This window comes from Pseudomonas sp. FG29, from assembly GCF_057809355.1.
Genome location: NZ_JBMDJU010000019.1, coordinates 70,969 through 94,474, shown reverse-complemented (window position 1 = coordinate 94,474; position 23,506 = coordinate 70,969). Strand labels below are relative to the sequence as shown.

Below are 23,506 nucleotides of genomic sequence, written 5' to 3'. Positions count from 1 at the left end.
GGCTCAGGCTCAGGCTCAGGCTCAGGCTCAGGCTCAGGCTCAGGCTCAGGCTCAGCAGCGATTGTCGGGGCAACCGGTTCGGCCGATGCAACGGCTTGCGGCGCTGCAACGGGCGCTTCTGCCGGCACGACCGGCTCGGGCGCAGGTGCGGTGACGACAGGCGCAGCCGGTGCCACTACGGCGGCACCGGCCACTGGGTTGGACTGGGAATCAGCAGTGGCCTGGCTGATCCCCAAGGGCTTTAGCGTGACCCTCGGCGCATCATCGGCTCCCGCCGGACGGAAGGCCAGCATACGCAGCAATACCATCTCGAAGCCACTGCGTGGATCAGGCGCCAACGGCAGGTCGCGGCGGCCGATCAGGCCCATCTGGTAATAGAACTGCACGTCTTCGGCCGGCAGTGCCTGGGCCAGTTGCAGAACCCGCTCGCGGTCACCCTGGCCGTTGTCCACGGCATCCGGCAGCGCCTGGGCGATGGCCACGCGGTGCAGGACGTTGAGCATTTCCGCCAGCACACCATTCCAGTCCGGCCCCTGCTCGGCCAGGTGCCGAACCGCCTCGATCAGGGCGCGCGCATCGCCTTCGATCAACGCATGCAGTACGCCGTAAACCTGGCCGTGATCGAGGGTGCCGAGCATGGCACGCACATCGGCCGCCAGCACCTTGCCCTCACCGAAGGCGATGGCCTGGTCGGTCAGGCTCATGGCGTCGCGCATCGAACCGTCGGCGGCGCGGCCGAGCAGCCACAGGGCGTCGTCCTCGAACGGCACGTTCTCGGCAGTCAGCACATGGGTCAGGTGCTCGACAACGCGCTCCGGCGGCATGTTCTTCAGGGAGAACTGCAGGCAGCGCGACAGCACGGTGACCGGCAACTTCTGCGGATCGGTGGTGGCCAGGAGGAATTTGACGTGGGGTGGCGGCTCTTCCAGCGTCTTCAACAGCGCGTTGAAGGAGCTGGTGGAGAGCATGTGCACTTCGTCGATCAAGTAGACCTTGAAGCGCCCACGGCTCGGCGAGTACTGCACGTTGTCGAGCAGCTCGCGGGTGTCTTCGACCTTGGTGCGGCTGGCGGCATCGACTTCGATCAGGTCGACGAAGCGCCCTTCATCGATCTCCCGGCATACCGAGCAGGTGCCGCAAGGCGTGGAACTGATGCCGGTTTCGCAGTTCAGGCACTTGGCGATGATCCGCGCGATGGTGGTCTTGCCCACCCCACGCGTGCCGGTGAACAGATAGGCGTGGTGCAGACGCTGGCTGTCCAGGGCATTGATCAGGGCTTTGAGCACATGGGTCTGGCCGACCATTTCGCGGAACGAGCGCGGACGCCATTTACGTGCAAGAACCTGATAACTCATGGAAAACCGTCATATAGGGAAAGCAAAAGTGGGCTAATGCTAGCGGAGCAACCGGCAAATTGCATCCGCCAGCGGCACGCCAGGCATGGATGTGTTGCAGAGACGAAAATAACGCTGGTTATTTCTTGAACAAGCGCCTATGATCTGCGCCGTTCGTACAAAGCTGCAAGTCATCAAGGCCTTCGCGCCTCCCCGCTGGTTTCACGGTTCAACGTCTAGCGCCTCCCTGCGCTGCCGCCCTCCCCGATCCCATCTGCTGACTGTTCAGGCCGACTCGCCTCAATTCATTCATGGCGCTGTCTTTCTGCCTGCCTCCGCCGTACCGACCACGTCGAAGAACCGTAACAATGGAACTTTATCGTGCTAATAAAGCTCCTACTGGTCTACTTGCTAAGGCCGCTTTTCGGCCGACCTCACGGAGCAACACCACGCGCACCGATGCGCAATTGCGTTAAAGGAAATACCTAGAAAAATGACTACTCAACATCAGATCCAGAAAGCCATCAGCACCCTGACCCACGCCTTCGCCCCGTTCGACTGCCGTATCCTGGCTTCGCGCAAGGGCAGCTTCAGCTTCACGCTGGTCGACAAGACCGGTATCGCTCAGTACAGCCAGCGTCTTTACCCAGGCCAGTACAACGACGATTCGCTGCAGCAGGTGATCGAGCGTACGCGTCAATCGCTCACGGCTTGAACCAAGCCGTCATTTTGAGGTCGAAGGAAGCCAACCTCAGGATGGAGTCAGATATGGAACTCAGCAACCAGCAACTCGTCGACCATCTGTTCAACCCGCTGCGCGCCAACTTCAGCTCGCCACGGCCGGATGGCAGCATCATCCTCGCCCTGCTCGACGAGAGCGACAGCACCGTCTACAGCCGCGTATTGGCCAAACCGCAGCTCGACAATCAGGATGCCTTTGCCCAGAGCCTGGAAGAGATCCGCCTGGAACTGGCCGTGCGGGCTGGCAATATCCCCGCCGACCTGCGCAAGACACTCAAGGAACAGGACAGCGTGCTGAGTTACCGCACAGCCTGACGCCCACGCAATGAAAAACGCCCGATGCCATTGGCATCGGGCGTTTTCGTTTAGGGCTCAGGCAATCAGGAATTGCTCAGCGGCATGGCAGGCGCCCGCCCACCCAGCCTCTCGGCTTCTTCCTGATACAGCGCCTTGACCAGGCAATAGCAGATCAGCAGCAGGATCACCGAGAACGGCAGCGCCGCGGCGATGGTGGCAGCCTGCAGCCCCTGCAGACCACCGGCCAGCAACAACGTGCCGGCCAGCGCCCCCAGGCCCAGGCCCCAGATCACCCGGTAACGTTGTGGTGGGTTCTGATCGCCCATCGACAGGATGGTGCAGATCACCAGCGTGGCGGAGTCGGCTGAAGTGACGAACCAGCTGACGATCATCAAGGTCGCCAGGCCAGCCATGGGCAGGGTCGCCCACTCCACGCCGAGGCCTTCGATGGTCTTGTACAGCACCATGGTCAGGTCGCTGTTGGCAACGCTGGACAGATCCACACCGTTGAGCTGCAGGTGCACGCCGGTACCGCCCATGATCACGATCCACAGGAAGGCACCAAGGGTCGAGGACAACATGCCGCCCAGCACCACCTGACGCACCGTGCGACCGCGCGAGATACGCGCGATGAACATACCGACGAACGGGCCCCAGGACAGCCACCAGCCCCAATAGAAAATGGTCCACCAGCCTTGCCACTGACGCTCGGGATCCGGATCGGTCCACAGTCCCATCGGTACGAAGTGCGCCAGGTAGTCACCGATACTCGAGGCGTACAGCCCCAGCAGGAACACGGTCGGGCCCGCCAACAGCAGGAACAGGAAGAGAATGCTGCTCAGGCGGATGTTCCATTCACTGAGCCAGAGAATGCCACGGCGCACGCCGGAAACCGCCGACAGCGTGGCGACCACCGAAGTACCGGCGATCAGCAGCAACTGGTTGGTGGTGGAAATCTCCCAGCCGAACATGTAGTTCAGCCCCGCATTCATCTGCGACACGCCAAGGCCCATGGTGGTCGCGGTGCCGAACAGCGTGCTGAAGATGGCCAGCAGGTCGACCGCATGGCCGATCGGGCCATGGATACGCTCGCCCAGCAACGGATAGAGCGCCGAGCGAATGGTCAGCGGCAGATTGCGCCGGTAGGTGAAATAGGCCAGCACCAGGCCCACCAGGATATAGATGCACCAGCCGTGCAGCCCCCAGTGAAACAGGGTGATGCGCAAGGCGATCTGCCCGGCCTCGGGCGTACCGGCCTTGACCCCGGCCATTTCCATGAAGGGGTTGCCCTGCATGTGCATCAGCGGCTCGGCGATGCTCCAGAACAGCAGGCCGGTACCGACCGCAGCACTGAACAGCATGGCGAACCAGGAGAAATTGCTGAACTCGGGGCGTTCGTGATCGGCGCCGAGGCGCAGATCACCGAAGCGGCTGAGCCCTACCCAGAAGGTGAAGAACAGCACCAGGCTCACCACCGCCACGTAGTACCAGCCGAGCGAATGCTCGATCCAGGCCTTGATGCCGGTGTAGATGCCGTTCGCCAGCTCGGCATTGCTCAGGGTGAATAGCAGGAATAGCAGAACCATCGCGATCGAGGCAATCGCCATCGTCGGATTGACTCCCGCGAACCAACGTTCGCGGTTGAGGGTGGGATGTTCGCGCACAGGCGTCTCCTTATTTTTGTTGTGAACCAAAGCAGCGTGGCAATGACGAGCCGCCCGGCATCAGGACGTCCGCAGCATCACGGAGACATCCTTCGATCCTGCACGGGAAACGCCTTGCATCCAACGTTCTGAGCCGAACTCAGGTGATCCGCCATCGCACGTATTATGGTATACCATCAACCAAGAGCTATTTTCAATGCCCTTTTGCACCGCTCTGGTGCGCATGATCCGGCGCCTGCAAAGCGAGACTTGCGCATTCCGTATTATGGTATACCATGAGACGACAAACCGCCTTTACCCCCTGCCCGGAGTGATTGCCCCATGAGTTTCGAAATTCGCAAGATCGTCACCTACACCGAAGAAACCCGCATCGAAGGCGGCAAGGCCACCGACAAGCCGGTGACCATGGTGGGCCTGGCTGTCGTGATCAAGAACCCCTGGCTGGGCCGCGGCTTCGTCGAAGACCTCAAGCCGGAAATCAAGGCCAACTGCTCCGACCTCGGCGCGCTGATGGTCGAGCGCCTGACTGCCGCCATCGGCGGCGCCGAGAAAATCGAAGCCTACGGCAAGGCCGCCGTGGTTGGCGCCGAGGGCGAGATCGAGCACGCCTCGGCGGTGATTCACACCTTGCGCTTCGGCAACCACTACCGCCAGGCCGTCAACGCCAAGAGCTACCTGAGCTTCACCAACAAGCGTGGCGGCCCCGGCACCTCGATCCAGATCCCGATGATGCACAAGGACGACGAAGGTCTGCGTTCGCACTACATCACCCTGGAAATGCAGATCGAAGACGCCCCGCGCGCAGACGAAATCATCGTCGTCCTCGGCGCTGCCGACGGTGGTCGCCTGCACCCGCGCATCGGCAACCGCTACATCGACCTGGAAGAACTGGCTGCCGAAAAAGCCAACGCCCAGTAACCCGCGAACGTGCAGGAGCACTCCATGATTCGGCTCACCGCTGAACACACACCGAACGGCACCAGCTACCTGGCCACGGGTCAGGGTCAGCCCGTGGTGCTGATCCATGGTGTCGGCCTGAACAAGGAAATGTGGGGCGGTCAGATCGTCGGCCTGGCCCCGCACTTCCAGGTCATCGCCTACGACATGCTCGGCCATGGCGCCAGCCCAAGGCCGGCGCCCGGCACCACCCTGGAGGGCTATGCCGCGCAACTACGCGACCTGCTCGATCATCTCGGCCTGGCACGCGCCAGCGTCATCGGCTTCTCCATGGGCGGCCTGGTGGCGCGGGCTTTCGCTCTGCACCATCCGGAGCGGCTCGACAGCCTGGTGATCCTCAACAGCGTGTTCAACCGCAGCACCGAACAGCGTGCCGGCGTGATCGAGCGTACGCGCCAGGCCGCCGAGCATGGCCCGGATGCCAATGCCGAAGCGGCGCTGTCGCGCTGGTTCAGCCGTGAGTACCAGGCCGCCAACCCGGCGCAGATGGCGGCGATCCGGCAGACCCTGGCGAGCAATGACCCGCAGGGTTACCTCACCACCTATGAGCTGTTCGCCACCCAGGACATGTATCGTGTCGACGACCTGAGCAGCATCCAGGCGCCGACGCTGGTCGCCACCGGCGAGCTGGATCCCGGCTCCACGCCGGACATGGCTCGCCAACTGGCCGCACGCATTCCGGGCGCCCAGGTGGCCATACTCGATGAGCAACGGCACATGATGCCGGTGGAGTCGCCGCGCCTGGTGAACCAGACGCTGCTGGGCTTCCTGCAACAGGTGCAGAGCTTCCAGAATCAGAACAAGGGGATCGTTGCATGACACTCGCACGCTTCCAGATGTGCATCGACGGCCAATGGCTCGATGCGCTCTCCGGCAAGACCTTCCAGAGCCTCAACCCGGCCCTGGCCGAGCCCTGGGCCGAACTGCCCGACGCCGATGAGCGCGACGTCGACCGCGCCGTTCAGGCCGCCCAGGCCGCCTTCGACAACCCGGCCTGGCGCGCGCTCAGTGCCACCGCGCGCGGCAAGCTGCTGCGCCGCCTCGGCGACCTGATCGCCGAGAACAAGGAACAGCTGGCGCAACTGGAAAGCCGCGACAACGGCAAGCTGATCCGCGAAACCCGCGGTCAGGTCGGCTACCTGCCGGAGTTCTTCCACTACACCGCCGGCCTGGCCGACAAACTCGAAGGCGGCACCCTGCCCCTCGACAAGCCAGACATGTTCGCCTACACCACCCACGAGCCGCTCGGCGTGGTGGCCGGCATCATTCCCTGGAACAGCCCGCTGTACCTGACCGCGATCAAGCTGGCTCCGGCGCTGGCTGCCGGCAACACCATCGTGCTCAAGCCGTCCGAACACGCCTCGGCGACCATTCTCGAACTGGCCCGTCTCGCTCTCGAAGCCGGTTTCCCGGCTGGCGTGGTCAACGTGGTCACCGGCTATGGCCCAAGCACCGGCGCGGCGCTGACCCGCCATCCGCTGGTGCGCAAGATCGCCTTCACCGGCGGCGCCGCCACCGCGCGTCACGTGGTGCGCAGCAGTGCGGAGAACTTCGCCAAGCTGTCGCTGGAACTGGGTGGCAAGTCGCCCAACATCATCTTCGCCGACGCGGATCTGGACAGCGCCATCAACGGCGCCGTGGCTGGCATTTATGCCGCCTCCGGACAGAGCTGCGTAGCCGGTTCGCGCCTGCTGGTGCAGGACGATATCTACGACGAATTCGTCGAGCGCCTGATCGAACGCGCCCAGCGCATCCGCATCGGCAACCCGCAGGACGACGCCAGCGAAATGGGCCCCATGGCCACTGCGCAACAACTGGCCGTGGTCGAAGGCCTGGTGGCCGACGCCATCGCCGAAGGCGCGCGCCTGCGCCTGGGTGGCAAGCGCCCCGCCATCGACGCCAAGGGCTGGTACTACGAGCCGACCCTGTTCGAGTGCGATCACCACTCGATGAAGATCATGCAGGAAGAGGTCTTCGGCCCGGTGGCCTCGGTGATCCGCTTCAAGGACGAGGCCGAAGCGCTGGCCCTGGCCAACGACTCGCAATTCGGCCTGGCCGCCGGCATCTGGACACGCGATCTGGGCCGCGCCCATCGCCTGGCCAAAGGCATTCGCTCCGGCATCATCTGGATCAACACCTACCGCGCGGTATCGGCCATGGCGCCGATCGGCGGTTTCAACAACAGCGGCTACGGCCGCGAGAGCGGCATCGACTCGGTGCTGGCCTACACCGAACTGAAAACGGTGTGGATCAACCTCTCGCAGGCGCCCATGCCTGATCCCTTCGTGATGCGCTAGGAGACTGCAACGATGATCGAACCCGGCATCTATAAAGAAGTAATGGGCTCCTTCCCGTCCGGCGTCACCGTGGTGACCACCCTGGACAGCGAAGGCGGCATCGTCGGCATCACCGCCAGCGCCTTCAGCGCGCTGTCCATCGACCCGGCGCTGGTGCTGTTCTGCCCCAACTACGCCTCCGACACCTACCCGATCCTGCGTGACAGCAAACGCTTCGCCATTCACCTGCTCGGTGCCGACCAGCAGGCCGAGGCCTATGCCTTCGCCGGTAAGGGCAAGGACAAGGCCAAAGGCATCGAATGGCACCTGAGCGAGCTGGGTAACCCGCTGCTGAGCAAGGCCACCGCCATCATCGAATGCGAACTGTGGCGTGAATACGACGGCGGCGACCACGCCATCATCGTCGGCGCGGTGAAAAACCTGATCCTGCCCGAGCAGGAAGTGACACCCATGCTCTACCACCGCGGCAAGCTCGGCGCCCTGCCCCAGCTCGCCTGATTCTCTTTTGGCCGCGCCATTACCCCCCTCGGTAGCGGCCTTTTTTATTCCGCACGCGGTGCCCTCAAGGCGTCGCGGCAGTGGCCAGCCCGCTCGCCTCGCCAGCAGGCGAACGTGGCAGGCCACCTGTTCCCATCCGCTCTGGCTCCCAGGGAGCCAGTTTGCAACGGAGCCATCATGACCTCTCTGTTTCGCCAGCAGGCTTTCATCGACGGACACTGGCTCGACGCCCAGGACGGCTCGACCAGCGCCATCTTCAACCCGGCCAACGGCCGGCAGATCGGCAGCGTGCCGCACATGGGCGCGGCCGAGACGCAGCAGGCCATCGCTGCCGCCAACCGCGCCTGGCCAGCCTGGCGGGCACTGACCGCAAAGGAGCGCAGCCACCTGCTCAAGCGCTGGTACGCGCTGATCATCGAGCACAGCGATGCCCTGGCGGAAATCCTCACTTTGGAACAGGGCAAGCCACTGGCCGAGGCCAAGGGCGAGATCCTCTATGCCGCCAGCTTCATCGAATGGTTCGCCGAGGAAGCCAAGCGCATCTATGGCGATACCATCCCCAGCCACAAGGGCGATGCGCGCATCGTCGTGAGCAAGGAACCAATCGGCGTGGTCGCGGCCATCACGCCGTGGAACTTCCCGGCGGCGATGATCACCCGCAAGGTCGGCCCGGCCTTGGCCGCCGGCTGCACCTGCATCGTCAAACCCGCGCCGGAAACTCCCTTCAGCGCCCTGGCCCTGGCAGCCCTGGCGGAACAGGCCGGAATTCCTGCCGGCGTGCTCAACGTGGTCACCGGCGATGCCGTGGCCATCGGCGGCGAACTGACCAGCAGCTCGCAGGTGCGCAAGCTCTCCTTCACCGGCTCCACGCCCATTGGCAAGCTGCTAATGGCGCAGTCGGCCAACACGCTGAAGAAGGTGTCGCTGGAGCTGGGCGGCAACGCGCCCTTCATCGTCTTCGACGATGCCGACCTGGAAAAGGCCGTGGACGGCGCGCTGATCGCCAAGTACCGCAACAACGGCCAGACCTGCGTATGCGTCAATCGCTTCCTGGTGCAGGCCGGCATCCACGATGCCTTCGTCGCGCGCCTGGCCGAACGCGTCGCTGAACTTGGCGTTGGTGATGGCTTCAGCGAGGGCGTCAAGCTCGGCCCGCTGATCAACGAACGCGCCGTACAGAAGGTCGAGGATCACGTGCACGACGCGCTGAGCAAAGGCGCACGCCTGGTGCTGGGCGGCGAACGCCACCCGCTGGGCCACGGCTTCTTCCAGCCCACGGTGCTGGCCGAGGTGACCGAGCAAATGAAAGTCGCCCGCGACGAAACCTTCGGCCCGCTGGCGGCAATCTTCCGCTTCGGCGATGAAGCCGAAGCGGTGCGCATGGCCAACGACACCGAGTACGGCCTCGCCGCCTACTGCTACACCCGTGACCTGGGCCGTGCCTGGCGCATGAGCGAGGCACTGGAATATGGCATGGTCGGCATCAACGAAGGGCTGATCTCCACCGAGGTCGCCCCCTTCGGTGGCGTTAAGTCGTCCGGCCTTGGCCGCGAAGGCTCGAAGTACGGCATCGACGATTATCTGGAGATCAAATACACCCTGATGGGCGGCCTGTAACAGGCCGTCGAAAAACTACCTGCGTTGGCAATACTGCGTTAAAAACGGCCTCGCGTGCGAGCCCAGTCAAAATGCTCATTTACAACAGCGACTCCGAGCGTTTTTCGGCCATTTTTGCGGGGCCGCCATCGGTATTGTCTTGCCTGCCTCGCCTACGTTTTTCAACGACCTGTAAACCACAGAAGGATGAGCAGATGAGCAACGAAAAGTACGAAAAGGGCCTGGCCATTCGCACTCAGGTGCTGGGCGAGGCCTACGTCAACAAATCCATCGAGAATGCCGACGACTTCAACCGCCCACTGCAGGAACTGGTCACCGAGTACTGCTGGGGCCACGTCTGGGGCCGCGAGGGTTTGTCGCTCAAAGAGCGCAGCATGATAAACTTGGCCATGATTTCGGCCCTCAACCGTCCGCATGAACTGAAGCTGCACGTTCGCGGCGCACTGCGTAACGGCCTGAGCCGTGAGCAGATTCGCGAGATCCTGCTGCAGGTCGGCATCTATTGCGGCGTACCGGCAGCGGTAGACAGCTTCCGCCTCGCTCGGGAAGCCTTCGCCGAAGCAGACGCGGAGCAGGGCCAGCAAGACTGATGAAGGAGCGCCCACGGGGCACCTCTAAAAACGTAATCGAGGCAGCCAGCGCAATACCGATGGCGGCCCCGCAAAAACAGGCGAAAAACGCTCGGAGTCGCGTTCGACTTTACGTGTTGTAAATGAGCATTTTGAGCCTGTTTTTAACGCAGCAATGGCAACGCACGACTGCATGGATGCAGGAGGTAGAGCGACGCAGGAAGCCAAAGCCGAGATAGTTTTTAGAGATGCCCCAAGGGTGCTCCTTCGTTGTTTTTCTACGGATAGCCTCACAAGAGCGGACCCCATGAAACGCCTGCCACTCGACGACAGCTTCAAGGTCAATCGCAACCCGGTCACCCTGCGCGAAATCGTGCTGGACAAGTTGCGCAGCGCCATCATGAACTTCCAGCTCCTGCCGGGCGATCGCCTGGTCGAGCGTGACCTCTGCGATCGCCTCGGGGTCAGCCGCACCTCGGTACGCGAGGCGCTGCGTCATCTGGAGTCCGAAGGCCTGGTGGAGTTCGCCGGTGCCAAGGGCCCGCGTGTGGCCATCATCACCCTGGAAGACGCCCGCGATATCTACGAGCTGCGCTGCGTACTGGAAGGCCTGATCGTCCAGCTGTTCACCCTCAACGCCAAGCCCAAGGACATTCGCGCCCTGGAAAAGGCTCTAGAGGAGAACCGCAAGACGCTGGAGAGCGGCGACCTGCAGGCCGTGTTGGAGTCGGTGCAGGGCTTCTACGACGTGCTGCTCGAAGGCTCCGGCAACCAGATCGCCGCCACCCAGCTGCGCCAACTGCAGGCTCGTATCAGCTACCTGCGCGCCACCTCGGTGTCGCAGACCAACCGCCGTGGCACCAGCAACCAGGAAATGGAGCGCATCGTCGAGGCGATCAAGAGCGGCGATCCGCTGGCCGCGCACCAGGCCTCGGTGGATCACGTCCGGGCAGCCGCCAAGGTGGCGCTGGACTACCTTAAGTCCAAGCAGGACGAAACCGGGGAGATGCGCGACTTCGTCATCCCTATCGCCCAGCAAGAGCCCCGTATCGGACGCTGATGCCATGCCCGCTCCGCGCTTCTGCCCGCAGTGCGGCTCGGGCGATCTCAGCCGCCGACTGCCCGACGGCGACACCCATGAACGCCTGATGTGCGGCGCCTGCGGCTATATCCACTACGAGAACCCCAAGGTCATCGCCGGCTGCATCATCGAGCGCGAGGGCCGCTACCTGCTGTGCCAACGCGGCATCCCGCCACGTGTTGGCACCTGGACGCTGCCGGCCGGCTTCATGGAAAACGGCGAGACCACCGAACAGGCCGCGCTGCGCGAAGTCTGGGAAGAAACCGGGGTACGCGCCGAAATCCTCTCGCCCTACTCCATCTTCAGCGTGCCGCGCATCAGCGAGGTGTACATCATCTTCCGCGCCTGCGCGCTGGAGATCACCGGCCAGCATGGCCCGGAAACCCTCGACTACCGCTTCTTCGCCCCCGAGGAAATCCCCTGGGACGCGATCTACTACCCGGCCATCCGACAGATCCTCGAGCGCTATATCGAGGAACGCCAGGCCGGTGTGTACGGCATCTATATGGGCAACGACGACACCGGCAAAGTGCATTTCATGCGCTGAGTGCCGCCCCTGACCCGGATGCAATCCGGGGGACGTGCCTTCCGTGGAGCATCCCGGATTGCATCCGGGCTACGTCGCCCAAGCGCTCGGCATCACGCCTCGATACCCTCGACGATGATCACTTCCGCCTTCGCCACACCCTGGCGATGCACGCAGGCGTCCTGGTATTCAGCCGAGTTGTAGCAGGCCAGCGCCTGCTCGTAAGAGTCGAACTCGATCACCACGCTGCGCTGCGGTGTCGACCGCCCCTCCATGGCCTGCGAGCGGCCACCGCGAGCCAGGAACCGCCCACCATGCAGGCTGAACGCGGCGGGCGCGCGGCGGGTGTATTCGCTGTATTGCTGCGGGTCGGTGACATCGACGTGGGCGATCCAGTAGGCCTTCATGCTGACTCCGGTAGAGGATGGTTTTCTAGGTATTATGGTATACCATGAATCCATCCTCCCGAGACAACCCAGGTACCGCCTCATGTCATTCAACTCCATCGAAGAAATCATCGAAGACTACCGCCAGGGCAAGATGGTGCTGCTGGTCGATGACGAGGATCGCGAGAACGAGGGTGACCTGCTGCTGGCTGCAGAAAAGTGCACCCCCGCCGCGATCAACTTCATGGCCCGCGAGGCGCGCGGCCTGATCTGCCTGACCCTGACCGAAGAACATTGCCAGCGTCTGGGCCTGGAGCAGATGGTGCCGGCCAATGGCAGTGCCTTCAGCACCGCCTTCACCATTTCCATCGAAGCCGCACAAGGCGTGACCACCGGCATTTCCGCCGCCGACCGCTGCCACACGGTGTTGACCGCCGTGGCGCCGAACGCCGTTGCCGAGGATCTGGTGCAGCCTGGGCACATCTTCCCACTGCGCGCCCGCGACGGCGGCGTGCTGACCCGCGCCGGACACACCGAAGCCGGCTGCGACCTGGCCCGCCTGGCCGGGCTGACGCCTGCCTCGGTGATCGTCGAGGTGATGAACGAAGATGGCAGCATGGCGCGCCGCCCGGATCTGGAAGTGTTCGCCCGCCAGCACGGCATCAAGATCGGCACCATCGCCGATCTCATCCACTACCGCTTGAGCAACGAGCACACCGTAGTTCGCATCGGTGAACGCGAGCTGCCCACCGTGCACGGCACCTTCCGCCTGGTGACCTACGAGGATCGTATCGCCGGTGGCGTACACATGGCCATGGTGATGGGCGATATCCGTCACGATGAGGCAACGCTGGTGCGCGTGCACGTGATCGACCCGCTGCGCGATCTGGTCGGCGCCGAATACACCGGCCCGCAGAACTGGACGCTCTGGGCCGCCCTGCAGAAAGTGGCGGAAACCGGGCATGGCGTGGTGGTGGTACTGGCCAACAACGAATCGTCGCAGGCCCTGCTCGAGCGCGTGCCACAACTGACTCAACCGCAGCGCCCGTTCAGCCGCACGCAATCGCGCATCTATTCGGAAGTGGGTACCGGCGCCCAAATCCTGCAGGACCTGGGCGTCGGCAAGTTGCGTCACATGGGCCCGCCGCTGAAGTACGCGGGCCTGACCGGTTATGACCTGGAGGTCGTCGAAAGCTTGCCTTTCGAGCCAGCGGTTACAGCTTGAAGCGCGCCACCATCTGATTGAACGACACAGCCAGGCGCGACAGATCCTGGCTGGACGCGCTGGTCTGGTTGGCACCGGCGGCGGTCTGGGTCGACAGCTCCTGGATGTTCACCAGGTTGCGATCCACCTCGCGGGCTACCTGGGCCTGCTCTTCGGCGGCACTGGCGATCACCAGATTGCGCTCGTTGATCCCGGCGACGGCTTGAGCGATGCGCTCCAGCGCCTCACCGGCCTGCTGCGCCAGGCTCTGGGTGCTCTGCGCCACATCCTGGCTCTTGCCCATGGAACGCACAGCCTGCTCGGCAGTGTTCTGCACGGTACCGATGATCGATTCGATTTCACCGGTGGAGGTCTGCGTGCGCGCAGCCAGCGCGCGAACCTCATCGGCCACCACGGCGAAACCACGGCCCTGCTCGCCGGCACGCGCCGCTTCGATGGCCGCATTGAGCGCCAGCAGGTTGGTCTGCTCGGCGATGCCTCGGATCACGTCGACCACGTTGCCGATATTGCGCACCTGCTCGGCCAGGGTCTGCACGGTGGAAGTGGACGCACCCAATTCGACCACCATGCCGTTGATGGCCTGCACCGCCTCGCGTGCGCCTTCACGCCCACCCTCGGCCTCCTGGTTGGCACTGCGCGAGGCTTCAGAGGTGGATACGGCGTTGCGCGCCACCTCTTCCACCGCAGCGGTCATCTCGTTGACGGCGGTGGCCGCCTGCTGAATCTCGTCATTCTGACGCACCAGGCCACGCGTGCTTTCGTCGGTCACTGCGCTCAACTCTTCGGCCGCCGAGGCCAGTTGGTCGGATGCCCCGGCGATCTCCTGCAGAGTGCGGCGCAGGCTGGCCCGCATGCTGCCCAGGGCACGCAACAGTTGACCGGCCTCATCCTGGCGAGTGCTGTCGATCTGCACCGTAAGATCGCCTTCCGCCACGCGCTGGGCGCTGACCACCGCAGCAGCAATGGGCGCACTGATGCTGCGCGTGATCAGCAGCCCCAGCGCGATGGCCAGCAAGAAGGCAAGCGCGACGCCGCCATAGAGCATCAGCTTGGCCGAGCTCTCCAGTTCCTTGGCATTCTCAGCCCCTTCTGCCGCCTGGCGGTTGTTGGAGTCGATGATGGTGGTCAACTTCTCACGCAGTGCCGCGAATTGCTGGCGCTGTTCACCATTGATGAGTGCGCTGGCCTCGTTGGTCTGCCCCTGCGACAGCAGTTGCAGCATGCGGGCTACCGTTGCGTTGTAGGCGGGCCAGTCACGCTCCATCTGGTCACCCGCGATACGCTCGTCATCCGCCAGCAGCGTTTGCCGATATTCGGCGAAGTTCTTCGCCGCTGTCCGAGCGTTTTCCTGCAGGCTGTCGATGACCTCCTGGCGAGCGGCTTGCGGCTCCTGCGCTACCGTCAAGCTGAGCAAGCGATAGAGATCGCGCTGCTGCGCCAGCAGCGCAGAGTTGACGTTGTTGACCTTTGCCACCGACACGAGGTTATTGGCGAATACCGACTGTAACGCGTTCGATAGCTGGCCGATGCCATTGCCACCCAAGGCACCGATGATCAGCGTGATAAGGGCCGAAAGAATGAAGGCAGAAAGCAGTTTGGTCGCCAGTTTAGTGTTGTCGAGCCAGCTCATGATGAGCTCCTAGGCAGAGAAAGCAGGAAGAGGAACGGTAAACCGATATTCACCAATGATCTGAATCGGCTTATCGATTAATAACTTAAGCGGATGCGGGGGAAATTCCGTGAGAGATGAGGCTTGGACACGGCCAAGGCAGCTTGCATAAATCTTGGAATACCATAATATGATATTCCGTAGGCCGAGCAATCGAACGAGCGCATCAGGACAATCCCAACAAGCCCTCGATCACGGCCAGACTTAACACACCCCGAATGGGGTCACTGCTCCCTGAAGGCGGGCGTGAACAATCGCCCGCTTGCGTAAAAACACAACAACGAGGGCAAGCAAGATGGTGTTCAAGAAAACCATAGCGGCAACGCTGATCGCCACGCTCATGGGCGCGGCAGCCGCCACCGCAAGCGCCGCCGATAGCCTGAGCTTCGTCAGCTGGGGCGGTACCACTCAGGATGCGCAGAAAGACGCCTGGGCGGTGCCATTCGGCGAAAAGACCGGCATCAAGGTGCTGCAGGACGGCCCAACCGACTACGGCAAACTCAAGGCCATGGTTGAAAGCGGCAACGTGCAGTGGGACGTGGTCGACGTGGAGGCGGACTTCGCCCTGCGAGCCGCCCGCGAAGGCCTGCTCGAACCCCTGGACTTCAACGTCATCAAGCGCGATCGCATCGACCCGCGTTTCGTCTCCGACCACGGTGTCGGCTCCTTCTTCTTCTCCTTCGTACTCGGCTACAACGAGCGAAAACTCGGCAAGGGCAAACCGCAGGACTGGACAGCGCTGTTCGACACCGCGACCTATCCGGGCAAGCGCGCGCTGTACAAGTGGCCGAGCCCCGGCGTGCTGGAGCTGGCCCTGCTGGCCGACGGCGTACCGGCCGACAAGCTCTATCCGCTGGATCTCGATCGCGCCTTCAAGAAACTCGACACCATCAAGAAAGACATCGTCTGGTGGGGCGGCGGCGCGCAGTCGCAACAACTGCTCGCCTCCGGCGAAGTCAGCCTCGGCCAGTTCTGGAACGGGCGCATCCATGCCCTGGAACAGGAAGGCGCCTCGGTGGGCGTGAGCTGGAAGCAGAACCTGGTCATGGCCGACTTCCTGGTCGTGCCCAAAGGCGCGAAGAACAAGGATGCCGCCATGAAGTTCCTGGCCATGGCCAGTGGTGCAGAAGGTCAGGCCGAGTTCGCCAACCTCACTGCCTACGCACCGGTCAACCTGGACTCGGTAGCGCAGCTCGACAAAGAGTTGGCACCCAGCCTGCCTACCGCGCATGAAGCCGATCAGGTCACCCTGGACTTCGCTTACTGGGCCGAGCATGGCAATGACATCGCCGCCCGCTGGAATGAGTGGCTGCTGAAATGAAGATCGCCGCCGTGCCGTTGACCCAGTCACCCGCCGGCGGCTCTCCCCGCCCGGCGCGTCTGGCTCGCTGGAAGGGTTCGCTCCCGCTGCTACCTGCCTTGCTGTTCCTGGCGCTGTGCTTTCTCGCGCCATTGATCGGGCTGTTGCTGCGTGGCGTGCTGGAGCCGACGCCCGGGTTGGGCAACTACGAAACCTTGTTCGCCAATTCGTCCTACGCCAAGGTGCTGTTCAACACCTTCTCGGTGGCGGGTCTGGTCACGTTGATCAGCCTGCTGCTGGGCTTTCCCCTGGCCTGGGCCATCACCCTTGCCACGCGTGGCTGGGGCCGCTGGCTGCTGAGCATCGTCCTGCTGTCGATGTGGACCAGCCTGCTGGCCCGCAGTTACGCCTGGCTGGTGCTGTTGCAGGGCTCTGGAGCAATCAACTCGGCGCTGATGTGGCTGGGCCTGATCGATGAACCGCTGGAGCTGGTGCATAACCTGACCGGCGTGGTGATCGGCATGAGCTACATCATGATCCCGTTCATCGTTCTGCCGCTGCAGGCGACCATGAGCGCCATCGACCCGATGGTGTTGCAGGCCGGCTCAATCTGCGGCGCCAGCCCCTGGAGCACCTTCTTCCGTGTGTTCCTGCCGCTGTGCCGACCGGGGCTGTTCTCTGGCGGCCTGATGGTGTTCGTCATGTCCCTGGGTTACTACGTCACCCCGGCGCTGCTCGGTGGCGCGCAGAACATGATGCTGCCCGAGTTCATCGTCCAGCAGGTGCAGTCCTTCCTCAACTGGGGCCTGGCCAGCGCGGCGGCAGCCCTGCTGATCGCCATTACCCTGCTGCTGTTCTACGTCTATATGAAGCTGCAGGCGGAATCGCCGGTCGCCTCCAGTAACGCGAGGTAAACATGCTGCTCTCCCCCAATGCCATCAGCGGCCGGCTGCGTGTCGGCCTGTACCTGACCACCGGGGCAATCGCCGCCTTCCTGCTGCTGCCGATCGTGTTCATCGTGCTGCTGTCGTTCGGCTCCTCGCAGTGGCTGGTCTTCCCGCCACCGGGCTGGACACTGAAGTGGTACGGCCAGTTCTTCTCCAACCCGGAGTGGATAGCCTCGGCCCTGACCAGCCTCAAGGTCGCCGTGCTGACCACCCTCTGCGCTGTCGCCCTCGGTCTGCCTTGCGCCTTCGCCCTGATACGCGGCAAGTTTCCCGGCCGCGAAGCCTTGTACGCGCTGTTCACCCTGCCGATGATCGTGCCGCTGGTGATCATCGCCGTGGCCGTGTACGCGCTGTTTCTCAAACTCGGCTACACCGGCACGCTGTTCGCTTTCGTGGTCAGCCACGTGATCGTCGCGCTGCCCTTCACCATCATCTCGATCATCAACTCGCTGAAGCTGTTCGACCAGTCCATCGAAGATGCTGCGGTGATCTGCGGCGCCTCGCGCCTGCAGGCCATCGCCAAGGTGACCTTCCCGGCCATCCGCCCCGGCATCGTCGCCGGCGCGCTGTTCGCCTTCCTGGTGTCGTGGGACGAGGTGGTGCTGAGCGTGATGATGGCCAGCCCGGAATTGCAGACCCTGCCGGTAAAGATGTGGACCACCCTGCGCCAGGATCTGACGCCGGTCATTGCAGTGGCCTCGACCCTGCTCATCGGCCTGTCCATCGCCATCATGCTGATCGCCGCGCTGCTGCGTCGGCGCAGCGAAACGAACGCCTGATTATTCGAGGTACATGAGATGAGCGCGGTACTCAAAACGTTCGACGAACAGGCGCCCCTGGTCAGCCTGCGCAACCTGAACAAGCATTACGGCAACTTCGCCGCTGTCGACAACATCAACCTGGACATCCGCGACGGCGAGTTCCTCACCTTCCTCGGCTCCAGCGGCTCGGGCAAGAGCACCACCCTGGCCATGCTTGCCGGCTTCGAGACGCCCAGCTCCGGGGAAATTCTGGTCAACGGCCAGTCGCTGGTGCAGGTACCGCCACACAAGCGCGATATCGGCATGGTGTTCCAGCGCTATTCGTTGTTCCCGCACCTCAACGTGCGCGACAACATCGCCTTCCCGCTGACCATCCGCAAGCAGAAGCCCGCCGAGATCGAAAAGCGTGTCGATGCCATGCTCAAGCTGGTGCAGCTCGAACCTTTCGCCCACCGTCGCCCTGCGCAACTCTCCGGTGGCCAGCAGCAACGCGTGGCCATCGCCCGCGCACTGGTCTACGAACCGCGCATCCTGCTGATGGACGAACCACTCGGCGCCCTCGACAAGAAGCTGCGCGAGGATCTGCAGGACGAACTGCGCCACCTGCACCGGCGCCTGGGCATCACCATCGTCTACGTCACCCATGACCAGGAAGAAGCCATGCGCCTGTCGCAGCGCATCGCCATCTTCAGCCACGGCAAGATCGTCGGCCTGGGCACCGGCACCGACCTCTACCAGGCACCGCCGAACGCTTTCGTCGCCTCGTTCCTGGGCAACTCCAACTTCCTCCGCGCCACGGCCGTCAACGCCCAGCAGGTGATGTTCGAGCAGCGTCCGCTGCAGGTGCCCGCGCAATCGGCGCAGCACGCTGGCAAAGAGGTGCTGCTGATGATCCGCCCCGAGCAAGCGCAACTGCTGACCGCCGAACAGGCCAGCGCCACGCCGCTACCGGCCGGCTACAACGAGATCTCCGCAAAGGTCGAAGAGATGGTCTTTCTCGGCGACAGCCTGACCTGCAGCGTGATCACCGCTGGCGGCAGCCGCCTCAGCCTCAAGGCCTTGTCCATTGCGGCCACGACTCACCAACCGGGCAGCGACGTGCGCGTGCGCTGGCAGACGGCACACACCTGCGTCTATCACGAGTGGAACGACAGCGATCTGCTCAAGGGCGCCGGCAGCCACTGAAGCCAGGCCTCGAAGACCCTCGGCGGCGAGCCTCGAGTCGACGCCGAGTTGGCCACTGCAACAGCAATATTGTGGAAACACGCGGGGCGTCACAAAGCGCATATGCGCGCTTGACTTCACCCCGCTGAAACGGGCATCTGGCAAGGCTTCGCTCAGCCTGTCCGAGACTCGCGGCAACACCGCACCGATCCGATGAATGCAACAGGTCAAGCGATGCAATCAGTCATGCCTCAGTAGTTCTAGCGCAGCACCCAACAAGGAGGGTCTTATGCACAAAAGGCTGTTGGCAGTGGGGGCGCTGATCGCCGCTTGCCAGTTCACGTCGGCGCAGGCCGAGCAACAGACCCTGACCTTCGTCAGTTGGGGCGGCTCCACCCAGGCCGCGCAGGAACAGGCCTGGGCCATCCCCTTCGAGCGTGAGACCGGCATTCGCGTCATCCAGGCCGGCCCCACCGACTATGACAGTTTTCGCAAGATGGTCGAGAGCGGCGACGTGTCCTGGGACGTGGTCGACGTCGAGGCCGATTTCGCCCTGCGCGCCGGCCGTGAAGGCCTGCTCGAGCCACTGGATCTGAAGCAGGTCGCCCAGCGCCAGATCGATCCGCGTTTCGTCACCATCTACGGCGTCGGCTCGTTCTACTTCTCCTTCATCCTCGGCTACAACACCCAGACCCTCGGCGAAACGCCCTCCGGCTGGGCGGCGCTGTTCGACCTCGAACGCCACCCTGGCAAGCGCGCCCTGTACAAGTGGCCAAGCCCGGGTGTGCTGGAGATGGCTCTGCTGGCCGATGGCGTGCCGGCCGACAAGCTCTACCCACTGGATCTCGACCGCGCCTTCAAGAAGCTCGACAGCATCAAGTCGCAGATCGTCTGGTGGGGCAGCGGCGAGCAATCGCAACAGTTGCTGACCTCCGGGCAGGCCAGCCTGGGCATGTTCTGGAACGGCCGGGTCAGCGCCCTGCAGCGTGAAGGCGCGAGCGTAGGCATCGACTGGCAGCAGAACCTGGTCACGGGCGATTTCCTGGTCATCCCCCGGGGTACGCGCAACAAGGAAGCGGCCAAGCGCTTTCTGGGTCATGCCACCAGCGCGGCCGCCCAGGCCGACTTCGCCATGCGTAGCGGCTATGCGCCGGTGAACCTGGGCAGTGCGGCATTGATACCGGCGCAGCTCGCCGCGGAGCTGCCCAGCGCTCATGCAGCGGGCCAGATCACCCTCGACTTCAAGTACTGGAGCCGCAACGGCGAAGCCATCAGCAAGCGTTGGTACGCCTGGCAAGGGCAATAGCCACGAGGGCTTGCGTGCTCAGACTTTTGGTATACCATATTATCGTAATACCTCAGCAGTTCATTCAGAGGCTACTGCGATGATCCACCCCGATACCTACAAGAAAGTCATGGGCGCCTTCCCCTCTGGCGTCACCGTCATCACCACCCTCGATGACGAAGGCCAGGTCGTAGGCCTGACCGCCAGCGCCTTCAGTTCGCTGTCGCTGGATCCAGCCCTGGTGCTGTTCTGCCCCAACTACAGCTCCGATTCCTACCCGGTGCTGATCCGCAACAAGCGTTTCGCCATTCACCTGCTCTCTGCCGGGCAGCAGCACGAGGCCTACGCCTTTGCCAAGAAGGGCAAGGACAAGGCACAGGGTATCGAATGGAGCTTGAGCGAACTGGGCAATCCGTTGCTGCCAGGTGCCACGGCGATCATCGAATGCGAGCTGTGGCGCGAGTACGAGGGTGGAGACCACGCCATTCTGGTCGGCGCGGTGAAGAATCTGATCGTCCCCGAGCAGAGCCCGGCACCGATGGTCTATTGCCGCGGCAAGATGGGCGCGCTGGCGGCCTTGGCCTGATCACGCGCCATCACTCACACCCGCAGAACTCGCTAGCGCTGGCCTGAACAAGCGCCAGAGCACAGACGATCTACGGGTTTGACCGGTCAGCCCTCTCCAGGCGCGACCATACGCATGGGCCGAGTGCCTATCTTGGCCCCCGTGACCTCGTCCACAGCGATCGCCTGAATTTCCGTGCCGGTTTCGGCATCGAGGAAACGCGTCAGCTTGCCGCCTCCGCGATGCTGCCGACCCCACGCGCCAATCATGAACAACACCGGCAGGAAGTCGCGCCCCGCCGCGGTCAATAGATATTCCTCCCGCGGCGGATGCTCAGAGTAGCGCCGCTTCTCCAGCAATCCCTCTTCAGTCAGCGCCGCGAGCCGGCGCGTCAGCATCGTCGGGGCAATGCCCAGACTCTTACGCAATTGATCGAAGCGCGAGAGGCCAGCATGGGCGTCCCGCAGGATCAATATGCTCCAGGCATCCCCCGCTACAGCCAGGGTTCGTGCGATCGGGCATGGGTCATCGCATTCTTTTTCACTGTCCATACTATTTTGATAGTGACTTCTTTTCAGGTTGAATGTATTGTCCGTATCAAATTGATACTAACAGCTCGCCGACGAGCAATCCATCCGCGTGGGGATTTCATTGATGCCTCCCAACACCTCAGATATCGCACCCTCAGCCGCTGTCTCTTCACTCCACACTACAACCAAGGCGCCCAGCCCGAGCGCTACCTGGCAATGGAAGGATGTCCCGACCCGCATGCTCGATGTCGACGGGACAGCTTTTGCTTATCGACAACTCGGGCCTGACTCCACTGTGCCAGTGGTCTTTCTGCATCACCTGATGGCTACGCTCGATGACTGGGATCCAAGGCTGATCGACGGTATCGCTGCGCAACGCCAGGTGATCGCCTTCGACAATCGCGGAGTGGGGGCATCGCAAGGTTTGGTGCCAGCCAACATCGACGAGATGGCCCGCGATGCCATCGCCTTCATCCGCGCCATGAAGCTCGAGCAGGTCGATCTGCTCGGCTTCTCGATGGGCGGTGGCGTGGCACAGAGCATGGCCCTGCAGGCGCCTGGCCTGATTCGTCGCCTGGTACTGACGGGAACGGGGCCGCGCGGCGGTGGCGGCATCGACAAGGTCACCAAGGTCGCAGTGTTGGCCTATCTCAAGGCGGCCCTGACCTGGAGCGACGCGAGGAACTTCCTGTTCTTCCCACGCACGAGCGATGGCAAGCGCGCCGCACAGGATTACTTCGCCCGGCTCGCAGAACGTAGCAAAGATCGAGACAAGACGATCTCGTTGCAGGCGCGTCTCGCCCAGCTCAAGGCGATCCGCCATTGGGGTTTGAGCGACCCTGACGATCTTTCTGACATCGAGCAGCCGGTGCTCCTGGCAAACGGCGACAACGACCTGATGGTCGACAGCCAGCTCTCGGTCGAGATGGCTCGGCGGCTGCCGAATGCCCACGTCACGCTTTTCCCCAACTCGGGGCATGGCGGAATCTTTCAGTACCACCGCGCCTTTGTGCCTGCGGTACTGAAATTCCTGGCCGACTGATCCGAGCCGGTAAACATGCCCAGTCAGAGACGAAGCCTCACACCATGAAAGCCCTTACCTTCAAGCGCTACGGCAAATCGCCCGAGATCGGTTTCAGTGATCTTCCTCGCCCTACCCTCAAGGCCGACGAACTCTTGGTCGAGGTGCATGCCGCCGGCCTGAACCCGATCGACAATATGGTCATGACGGGTATGTTCAAGCCGATCCTGTCCTTTCAATTTCCAGCCACGCTGGGTAGTGACCTGGCCGGAGTGGTGGTCGCGGTCGGCAGTCAGGTCACGCGCTTCAAGCCGGGCGATGCCGTGTTTGCCAGCCTGTTCGATCTAGGCCGGGGCTCGCTGGCCGAATTTGCCGTCGTCCCGGAGCATGCAGCCGCCCTGAAACCAGCCAACCTGGACTTCGTGCAAGCTGCATCGATCCCGATGGTCGGGCTTACCTCATGGCAAGCGCTGAATGAGCGCGCTCGCCTGCAGGCCGGGCAAAAAGTCTTCATCCCCGCCGGCTCCGGTGGAATCGGCACATTTGCCATCCAGTTGGCCAAGCACCTGGGAGCCCGGGTGGGCACCACCGTCAGCACCGGCAATATCGAGCTGGTGCGTAGCCTGGGGGCAGACGAAGTAGTCGACTACAAGAAACAGGCATTCGAAGAGATGCTACACGGCTATGACGCCGTACTTGGCACCGTCAGGGGCGATGCGCTGGAAAAAGCCATGGCCATCCTCAAACCGGGCGCCAAGATCGTTTCGCTGATTGGCCCGCTGGACGCAGCATTCGCGCGTGCAAGAGGGCTGAACCTTGTCCTGAGAGGCGTATTTGGGCTGATGAGCCGCAAGATCAGGCGTCTTGCGAACCGACAGGGCGCTTCCTACTCGTTCCTCTTCGTGCGCCCCGATGGCCACCAGCTCGCGCAGCTTGGCCAACTTCTCGAAGCACAGCGTATTCGGCCAGTGATCGACAAGGTATTCACCTTCGAACAGGCAAAAGAGGCGCTCGACTACCTCGCCCAGGGGCATGCCAAAGGCAAGGTAGTCGTCAGCATGCGTTGAGCCCC

Annotated in this window: 24 protein-coding genes; 19 read left to right on the top strand and 5 right to left on the bottom strand. The window is 63.1% G+C overall.

All coding sequences use genetic code 11. The features are described 5' to 3' along the window. On the bottom strand, nt 1-1,355 hold a 1,355-nt coding region (gene dnaX, locus ACODS1_RS18200), incomplete at its 3' end, for a DNA polymerase III subunit gamma/tau (RefSeq protein ID WP_489086768.1). Nucleotides 1,356-1,827: 472 nt separating this feature from the next. On the opposite strand from dnaX, the gene ACODS1_RS18195 reads away from it, so the two are divergent. Together ACODS1_RS18195 and ACODS1_RS18190 are read left to right on the top strand one after the other, a co-directional pair. Beyond that, nucleotides 1,828-2,049: a hypothetical protein gene (locus ACODS1_RS18195; RefSeq protein WP_322978041.1), complete on the top strand. Its 222-nt coding sequence runs from the start codon at nt 1,828-1,830 to the stop codon at nt 2,047-2,049. 53 nt (nt 2,050-2,102) lie between these two features. Beyond that, a complete protein-coding gene (locus tag ACODS1_RS18190; RefSeq protein WP_322978042.1) occupies nt 2,103-2,390 on the top strand; it encodes a DUF3509 domain-containing protein in 288 nt (95 codons plus the stop codon). A 65-nt stretch (nt 2,391-2,455) separates the two neighbouring features. Here ACODS1_RS18190 and ACODS1_RS18185 read toward each other — a convergent pair whose 3' ends face one another. After that, nucleotides 2,456-4,036, bottom strand: coding sequence for a BCCT family transporter (locus ACODS1_RS18185; protein ID WP_489086767.1), 1,581 nt, complete (start codon nt 4,034-4,036; stop codon nt 2,456-2,458). A 321-nt stretch (nt 4,037-4,357) separates the two neighbouring features. Here ACODS1_RS18185 and ACODS1_RS18180 point away from each other — a divergent pair, with 321 nt between their 5' ends. The 8 genes from ACODS1_RS18180 to ACODS1_RS18145 all read left to right on the top strand — a co-directional run bounded on the left by ACODS1_RS18180 (nt 4,358) and on the right by ACODS1_RS18145 (nt 11,602). Continuing rightward, complete coding sequence (locus ACODS1_RS18180; RefSeq protein ID WP_489086766.1) at nt 4,358-4,954, top strand: amino acid synthesis family protein; 597 nt, start codon at nt 4,358-4,360, stop codon at nt 4,952-4,954. Between the two features lie 24 nt (nt 4,955-4,978). Then, nucleotides 4,979-5,812, top strand: coding sequence for an alpha/beta fold hydrolase (locus ACODS1_RS18175; RefSeq protein WP_322978045.1), 834 nt, complete (start codon nt 4,979-4,981; stop codon nt 5,810-5,812). Next, a complete protein-coding gene (locus tag ACODS1_RS18170; protein WP_489086765.1) occupies nt 5,809-7,290 on the top strand; it encodes an aldehyde dehydrogenase in 1,482 nt (493 codons plus the stop codon). Before ACODS1_RS18175 ends, ACODS1_RS18170 begins: the two co-directional genes overlap by 4 nt. Before the next feature lie 12 nt (nt 7,291-7,302). Then, nucleotides 7,303-7,788, top strand: a complete 486-nt coding sequence (locus ACODS1_RS18165) for a flavin reductase family protein (RefSeq protein WP_322978047.1) — start codon at nt 7,303-7,305, stop codon at nt 7,786-7,788. 177 nt (nt 7,789-7,965) lie between these two features. Continuing rightward, nucleotides 7,966-9,405 (top strand): NAD-dependent succinate-semialdehyde dehydrogenase, encoded by a 1,440-nt coding sequence (locus tag ACODS1_RS18160; RefSeq protein WP_489086764.1) that lies wholly within the window; start codon nt 7,966-7,968, stop codon nt 9,403-9,405. A gap of 194 nt (nt 9,406-9,599) precedes the next feature. Next, nucleotides 9,600-9,995 carry a carboxymuconolactone decarboxylase family protein gene (locus tag ACODS1_RS18155; RefSeq protein ID WP_322978049.1) on the top strand — a complete coding sequence of 132 codons (396 nt, stop codon included), beginning with the start codon at nt 9,600-9,602 and terminating at the stop codon, nt 9,993-9,995. A gap of 286 nt (nt 9,996-10,281) precedes the next feature. Continuing rightward, a complete protein-coding gene (locus tag ACODS1_RS18150) occupies nt 10,282-11,034 on the top strand; it encodes a GntR family transcriptional regulator (protein ID WP_322978050.1) in 753 nt (250 codons plus the stop codon). Nucleotides 11,035-11,038: 4 nt separating this feature from the next. Beyond that, complete coding sequence (locus ACODS1_RS18145) at nt 11,039-11,602, top strand: NUDIX hydrolase (RefSeq protein WP_322978051.1); 564 nt, start codon at nt 11,039-11,041, stop codon at nt 11,600-11,602. Nucleotides 11,603-11,694: 92 nt separating this feature from the next. Here the strand turns inward: ACODS1_RS18145 and ACODS1_RS18140 are convergent, their stop codons facing one another. After that, complete coding sequence (locus tag ACODS1_RS18140; protein WP_489086763.1) at nt 11,695-11,988, bottom strand: DUF1330 domain-containing protein; 294 nt, start codon at nt 11,986-11,988, stop codon at nt 11,695-11,697. An 82-nt stretch (nt 11,989-12,070) separates the two neighbouring features. Between ACODS1_RS18140 and ribBA the strand changes: the two genes are divergently transcribed. Then, nucleotides 12,071-13,192, top strand: coding sequence for a bifunctional 3,4-dihydroxy-2-butanone-4-phosphate synthase/GTP cyclohydrolase II (gene ribBA, locus ACODS1_RS18135; protein WP_322978053.1), 1,122 nt, complete (start codon nt 12,071-12,073; stop codon nt 13,190-13,192). Here the strand turns inward: ribBA and ACODS1_RS18130 are convergent. Further along, nucleotides 13,182-14,822, bottom strand: coding sequence for a methyl-accepting chemotaxis protein (locus tag ACODS1_RS18130; RefSeq protein ID WP_489086762.1), 1,641 nt, complete (start codon nt 14,820-14,822; stop codon nt 13,182-13,184). The genes ribBA and ACODS1_RS18130 overlap by 11 nt on opposite strands. 334 nt (nt 14,823-15,156) lie before the next feature. Here ACODS1_RS18130 and ACODS1_RS18125 point away from each other — a divergent pair, with 334 nt between their 5' ends. The 6 genes from ACODS1_RS18125 (at nt 15,157) to ACODS1_RS18100 (ending at nt 20,904) form a co-directional block, all read left to right on the top strand. Continuing rightward, nucleotides 15,157-16,182 (top strand): ABC transporter substrate-binding protein, encoded by a 1,026-nt coding sequence (locus ACODS1_RS18125; protein ID WP_489086761.1) that lies wholly within the window; start codon nt 15,157-15,159, stop codon nt 16,180-16,182. Next, the gene (locus tag ACODS1_RS18120) at nt 16,179-17,075 is read left to right on the top strand and encodes an ABC transporter permease (RefSeq protein WP_489086760.1); all 897 of its coding nucleotides are present in this window, start codon (nt 16,179-16,181) and stop codon (nt 17,073-17,075) included. Before ACODS1_RS18125 ends, ACODS1_RS18120 begins: the two co-directional genes overlap by 4 nt. Before the next feature lie 2 nt (nt 17,076-17,077). Beyond that, nucleotides 17,078-17,887, top strand: a complete 810-nt coding sequence (locus tag ACODS1_RS18115) for an ABC transporter permease (RefSeq protein WP_489086759.1) — start codon at nt 17,078-17,080, stop codon at nt 17,885-17,887. 18 nt (nt 17,888-17,905) lie between these two features. Beyond that, a complete protein-coding gene (locus ACODS1_RS18110; protein WP_489086758.1) occupies nt 17,906-19,054 on the top strand; it encodes an ABC transporter ATP-binding protein in 1,149 nt (382 codons plus the stop codon). A gap of 268 nt (nt 19,055-19,322) precedes the next feature. Beyond that, nucleotides 19,323-20,339: an ABC transporter substrate-binding protein gene (locus tag ACODS1_RS18105; RefSeq protein WP_489086757.1), complete on the top strand. Its 1,017-nt coding sequence runs from the start codon at nt 19,323-19,325 to the stop codon at nt 20,337-20,339. Between the two features lie 79 nt (nt 20,340-20,418). Then, nucleotides 20,419-20,904: a flavin reductase family protein gene (locus ACODS1_RS18100; protein ID WP_489086756.1), complete on the top strand. Its 486-nt coding sequence runs from the start codon at nt 20,419-20,421 to the stop codon at nt 20,902-20,904. Nucleotides 20,905-20,990: 86 nt separating this feature from the next. Here the strand turns inward: ACODS1_RS18100 and ACODS1_RS18095 are convergent, their stop codons facing one another. Further along, nucleotides 20,991-21,434: a winged helix-turn-helix transcriptional regulator gene (locus ACODS1_RS18095; protein WP_489086755.1), complete on the bottom strand. Its 444-nt coding sequence runs from the start codon at nt 21,432-21,434 to the stop codon at nt 20,991-20,993. A gap of 217 nt (nt 21,435-21,651) precedes the next feature. On the opposite strand from ACODS1_RS18095, the gene ACODS1_RS18090 reads away from it, so the two are divergent. Further along, nucleotides 21,652-22,455 (top strand): alpha/beta fold hydrolase, encoded by an 804-nt coding sequence (locus tag ACODS1_RS18090; protein WP_489086754.1) that lies wholly within the window; start codon nt 21,652-21,654, stop codon nt 22,453-22,455. Nucleotides 22,456-22,499: 44 nt separating this feature from the next. Continuing rightward, nucleotides 22,500-23,501 carry an NADP-dependent oxidoreductase gene (locus tag ACODS1_RS18085; RefSeq protein ID WP_489086753.1) on the top strand — a complete coding sequence of 334 codons (1,002 nt, stop codon included), beginning with the start codon at nt 22,500-22,502 and terminating at the stop codon, nt 23,499-23,501. Nucleotides 23,502-23,506 lie beyond the last annotated feature (5 nt).

Excerpts from the sequence above, each read along its gene's own strand:
- ACODS1_RS18195 (WP_322978041.1), top strand. The coding sequence starts at position 1,828 with ATGACTACTCAACATCAGATCCAGAAAGCCATCAGCACCCTGACCCAC.
- ACODS1_RS18190 (WP_322978042.1), top strand. The coding sequence starts at position 2,103 with ATGGAACTCAGCAACCAGCAACTCGTCGACCATCTGTTCAACCCGCTG.
- ACODS1_RS18180 (WP_489086766.1), top strand. The coding sequence starts at position 4,358 with ATGAGTTTCGAAATTCGCAAGATCGTCACCTACACCGAAGAAACCCGC.
- ACODS1_RS18175 (WP_322978045.1), top strand. The coding sequence starts at position 4,979 with ATGATTCGGCTCACCGCTGAACACACACCGAACGGCACCAGCTACCTG.
- ACODS1_RS18170 (WP_489086765.1), top strand. The coding sequence starts at position 5,809 with ATGACACTCGCACGCTTCCAGATGTGCATCGACGGCCAATGGCTCGAT.
- ACODS1_RS18165 (WP_322978047.1), top strand. The coding sequence starts at position 7,303 with ATGATCGAACCCGGCATCTATAAAGAAGTAATGGGCTCCTTCCCGTCC.
- ACODS1_RS18160 (WP_489086764.1), top strand. The coding sequence starts at position 7,966 with ATGACCTCTCTGTTTCGCCAGCAGGCTTTCATCGACGGACACTGGCTC.
- ACODS1_RS18155 (WP_322978049.1), top strand. The coding sequence starts at position 9,600 with ATGAGCAACGAAAAGTACGAAAAGGGCCTGGCCATTCGCACTCAGGTG.
- ACODS1_RS18150 (WP_322978050.1), top strand. The coding sequence starts at position 10,282 with ATGAAACGCCTGCCACTCGACGACAGCTTCAAGGTCAATCGCAACCCG.
- ACODS1_RS18145 (WP_322978051.1), top strand. The coding sequence starts at position 11,039 with ATGCCCGCTCCGCGCTTCTGCCCGCAGTGCGGCTCGGGCGATCTCAGC.
- ACODS1_RS18140 (WP_489086763.1), bottom strand. The coding sequence starts at position 11,988 with ATGAAGGCCTACTGGATCGCCCACGTCGATGTCACCGACCCGCAGCAA.
- ribBA (WP_322978053.1), top strand. The coding sequence starts at position 12,071 with ATGTCATTCAACTCCATCGAAGAAATCATCGAAGACTACCGCCAGGGC.
- ACODS1_RS18130 (WP_489086762.1), bottom strand. The coding sequence starts at position 14,822 with ATGAGCTGGCTCGACAACACTAAACTGGCGACCAAACTGCTTTCTGCC.
- ACODS1_RS18125 (WP_489086761.1), top strand. The coding sequence starts at position 15,157 with ATGGTGTTCAAGAAAACCATAGCGGCAACGCTGATCGCCACGCTCATG.
- ACODS1_RS18120 (WP_489086760.1), top strand. The coding sequence starts at position 16,179 with ATGAAGATCGCCGCCGTGCCGTTGACCCAGTCACCCGCCGGCGGCTCT.
- ACODS1_RS18115 (WP_489086759.1), top strand. The coding sequence starts at position 17,078 with ATGCTGCTCTCCCCCAATGCCATCAGCGGCCGGCTGCGTGTCGGCCTG.
- ACODS1_RS18110 (WP_489086758.1), top strand. The coding sequence starts at position 17,906 with ATGAGCGCGGTACTCAAAACGTTCGACGAACAGGCGCCCCTGGTCAGC.
- ACODS1_RS18105 (WP_489086757.1), top strand. The coding sequence starts at position 19,323 with ATGCACAAAAGGCTGTTGGCAGTGGGGGCGCTGATCGCCGCTTGCCAG.
- ACODS1_RS18100 (WP_489086756.1), top strand. The coding sequence starts at position 20,419 with ATGATCCACCCCGATACCTACAAGAAAGTCATGGGCGCCTTCCCCTCT.
- ACODS1_RS18095 (WP_489086755.1), bottom strand. The coding sequence starts at position 21,434 with ATGGACAGTGAAAAAGAATGCGATGACCCATGCCCGATCGCACGAACC.
- ACODS1_RS18090 (WP_489086754.1), top strand. The coding sequence starts at position 21,652 with ATGCTCGATGTCGACGGGACAGCTTTTGCTTATCGACAACTCGGGCCT.
- ACODS1_RS18085 (WP_489086753.1), top strand. The coding sequence starts at position 22,500 with ATGAAAGCCCTTACCTTCAAGCGCTACGGCAAATCGCCCGAGATCGGT.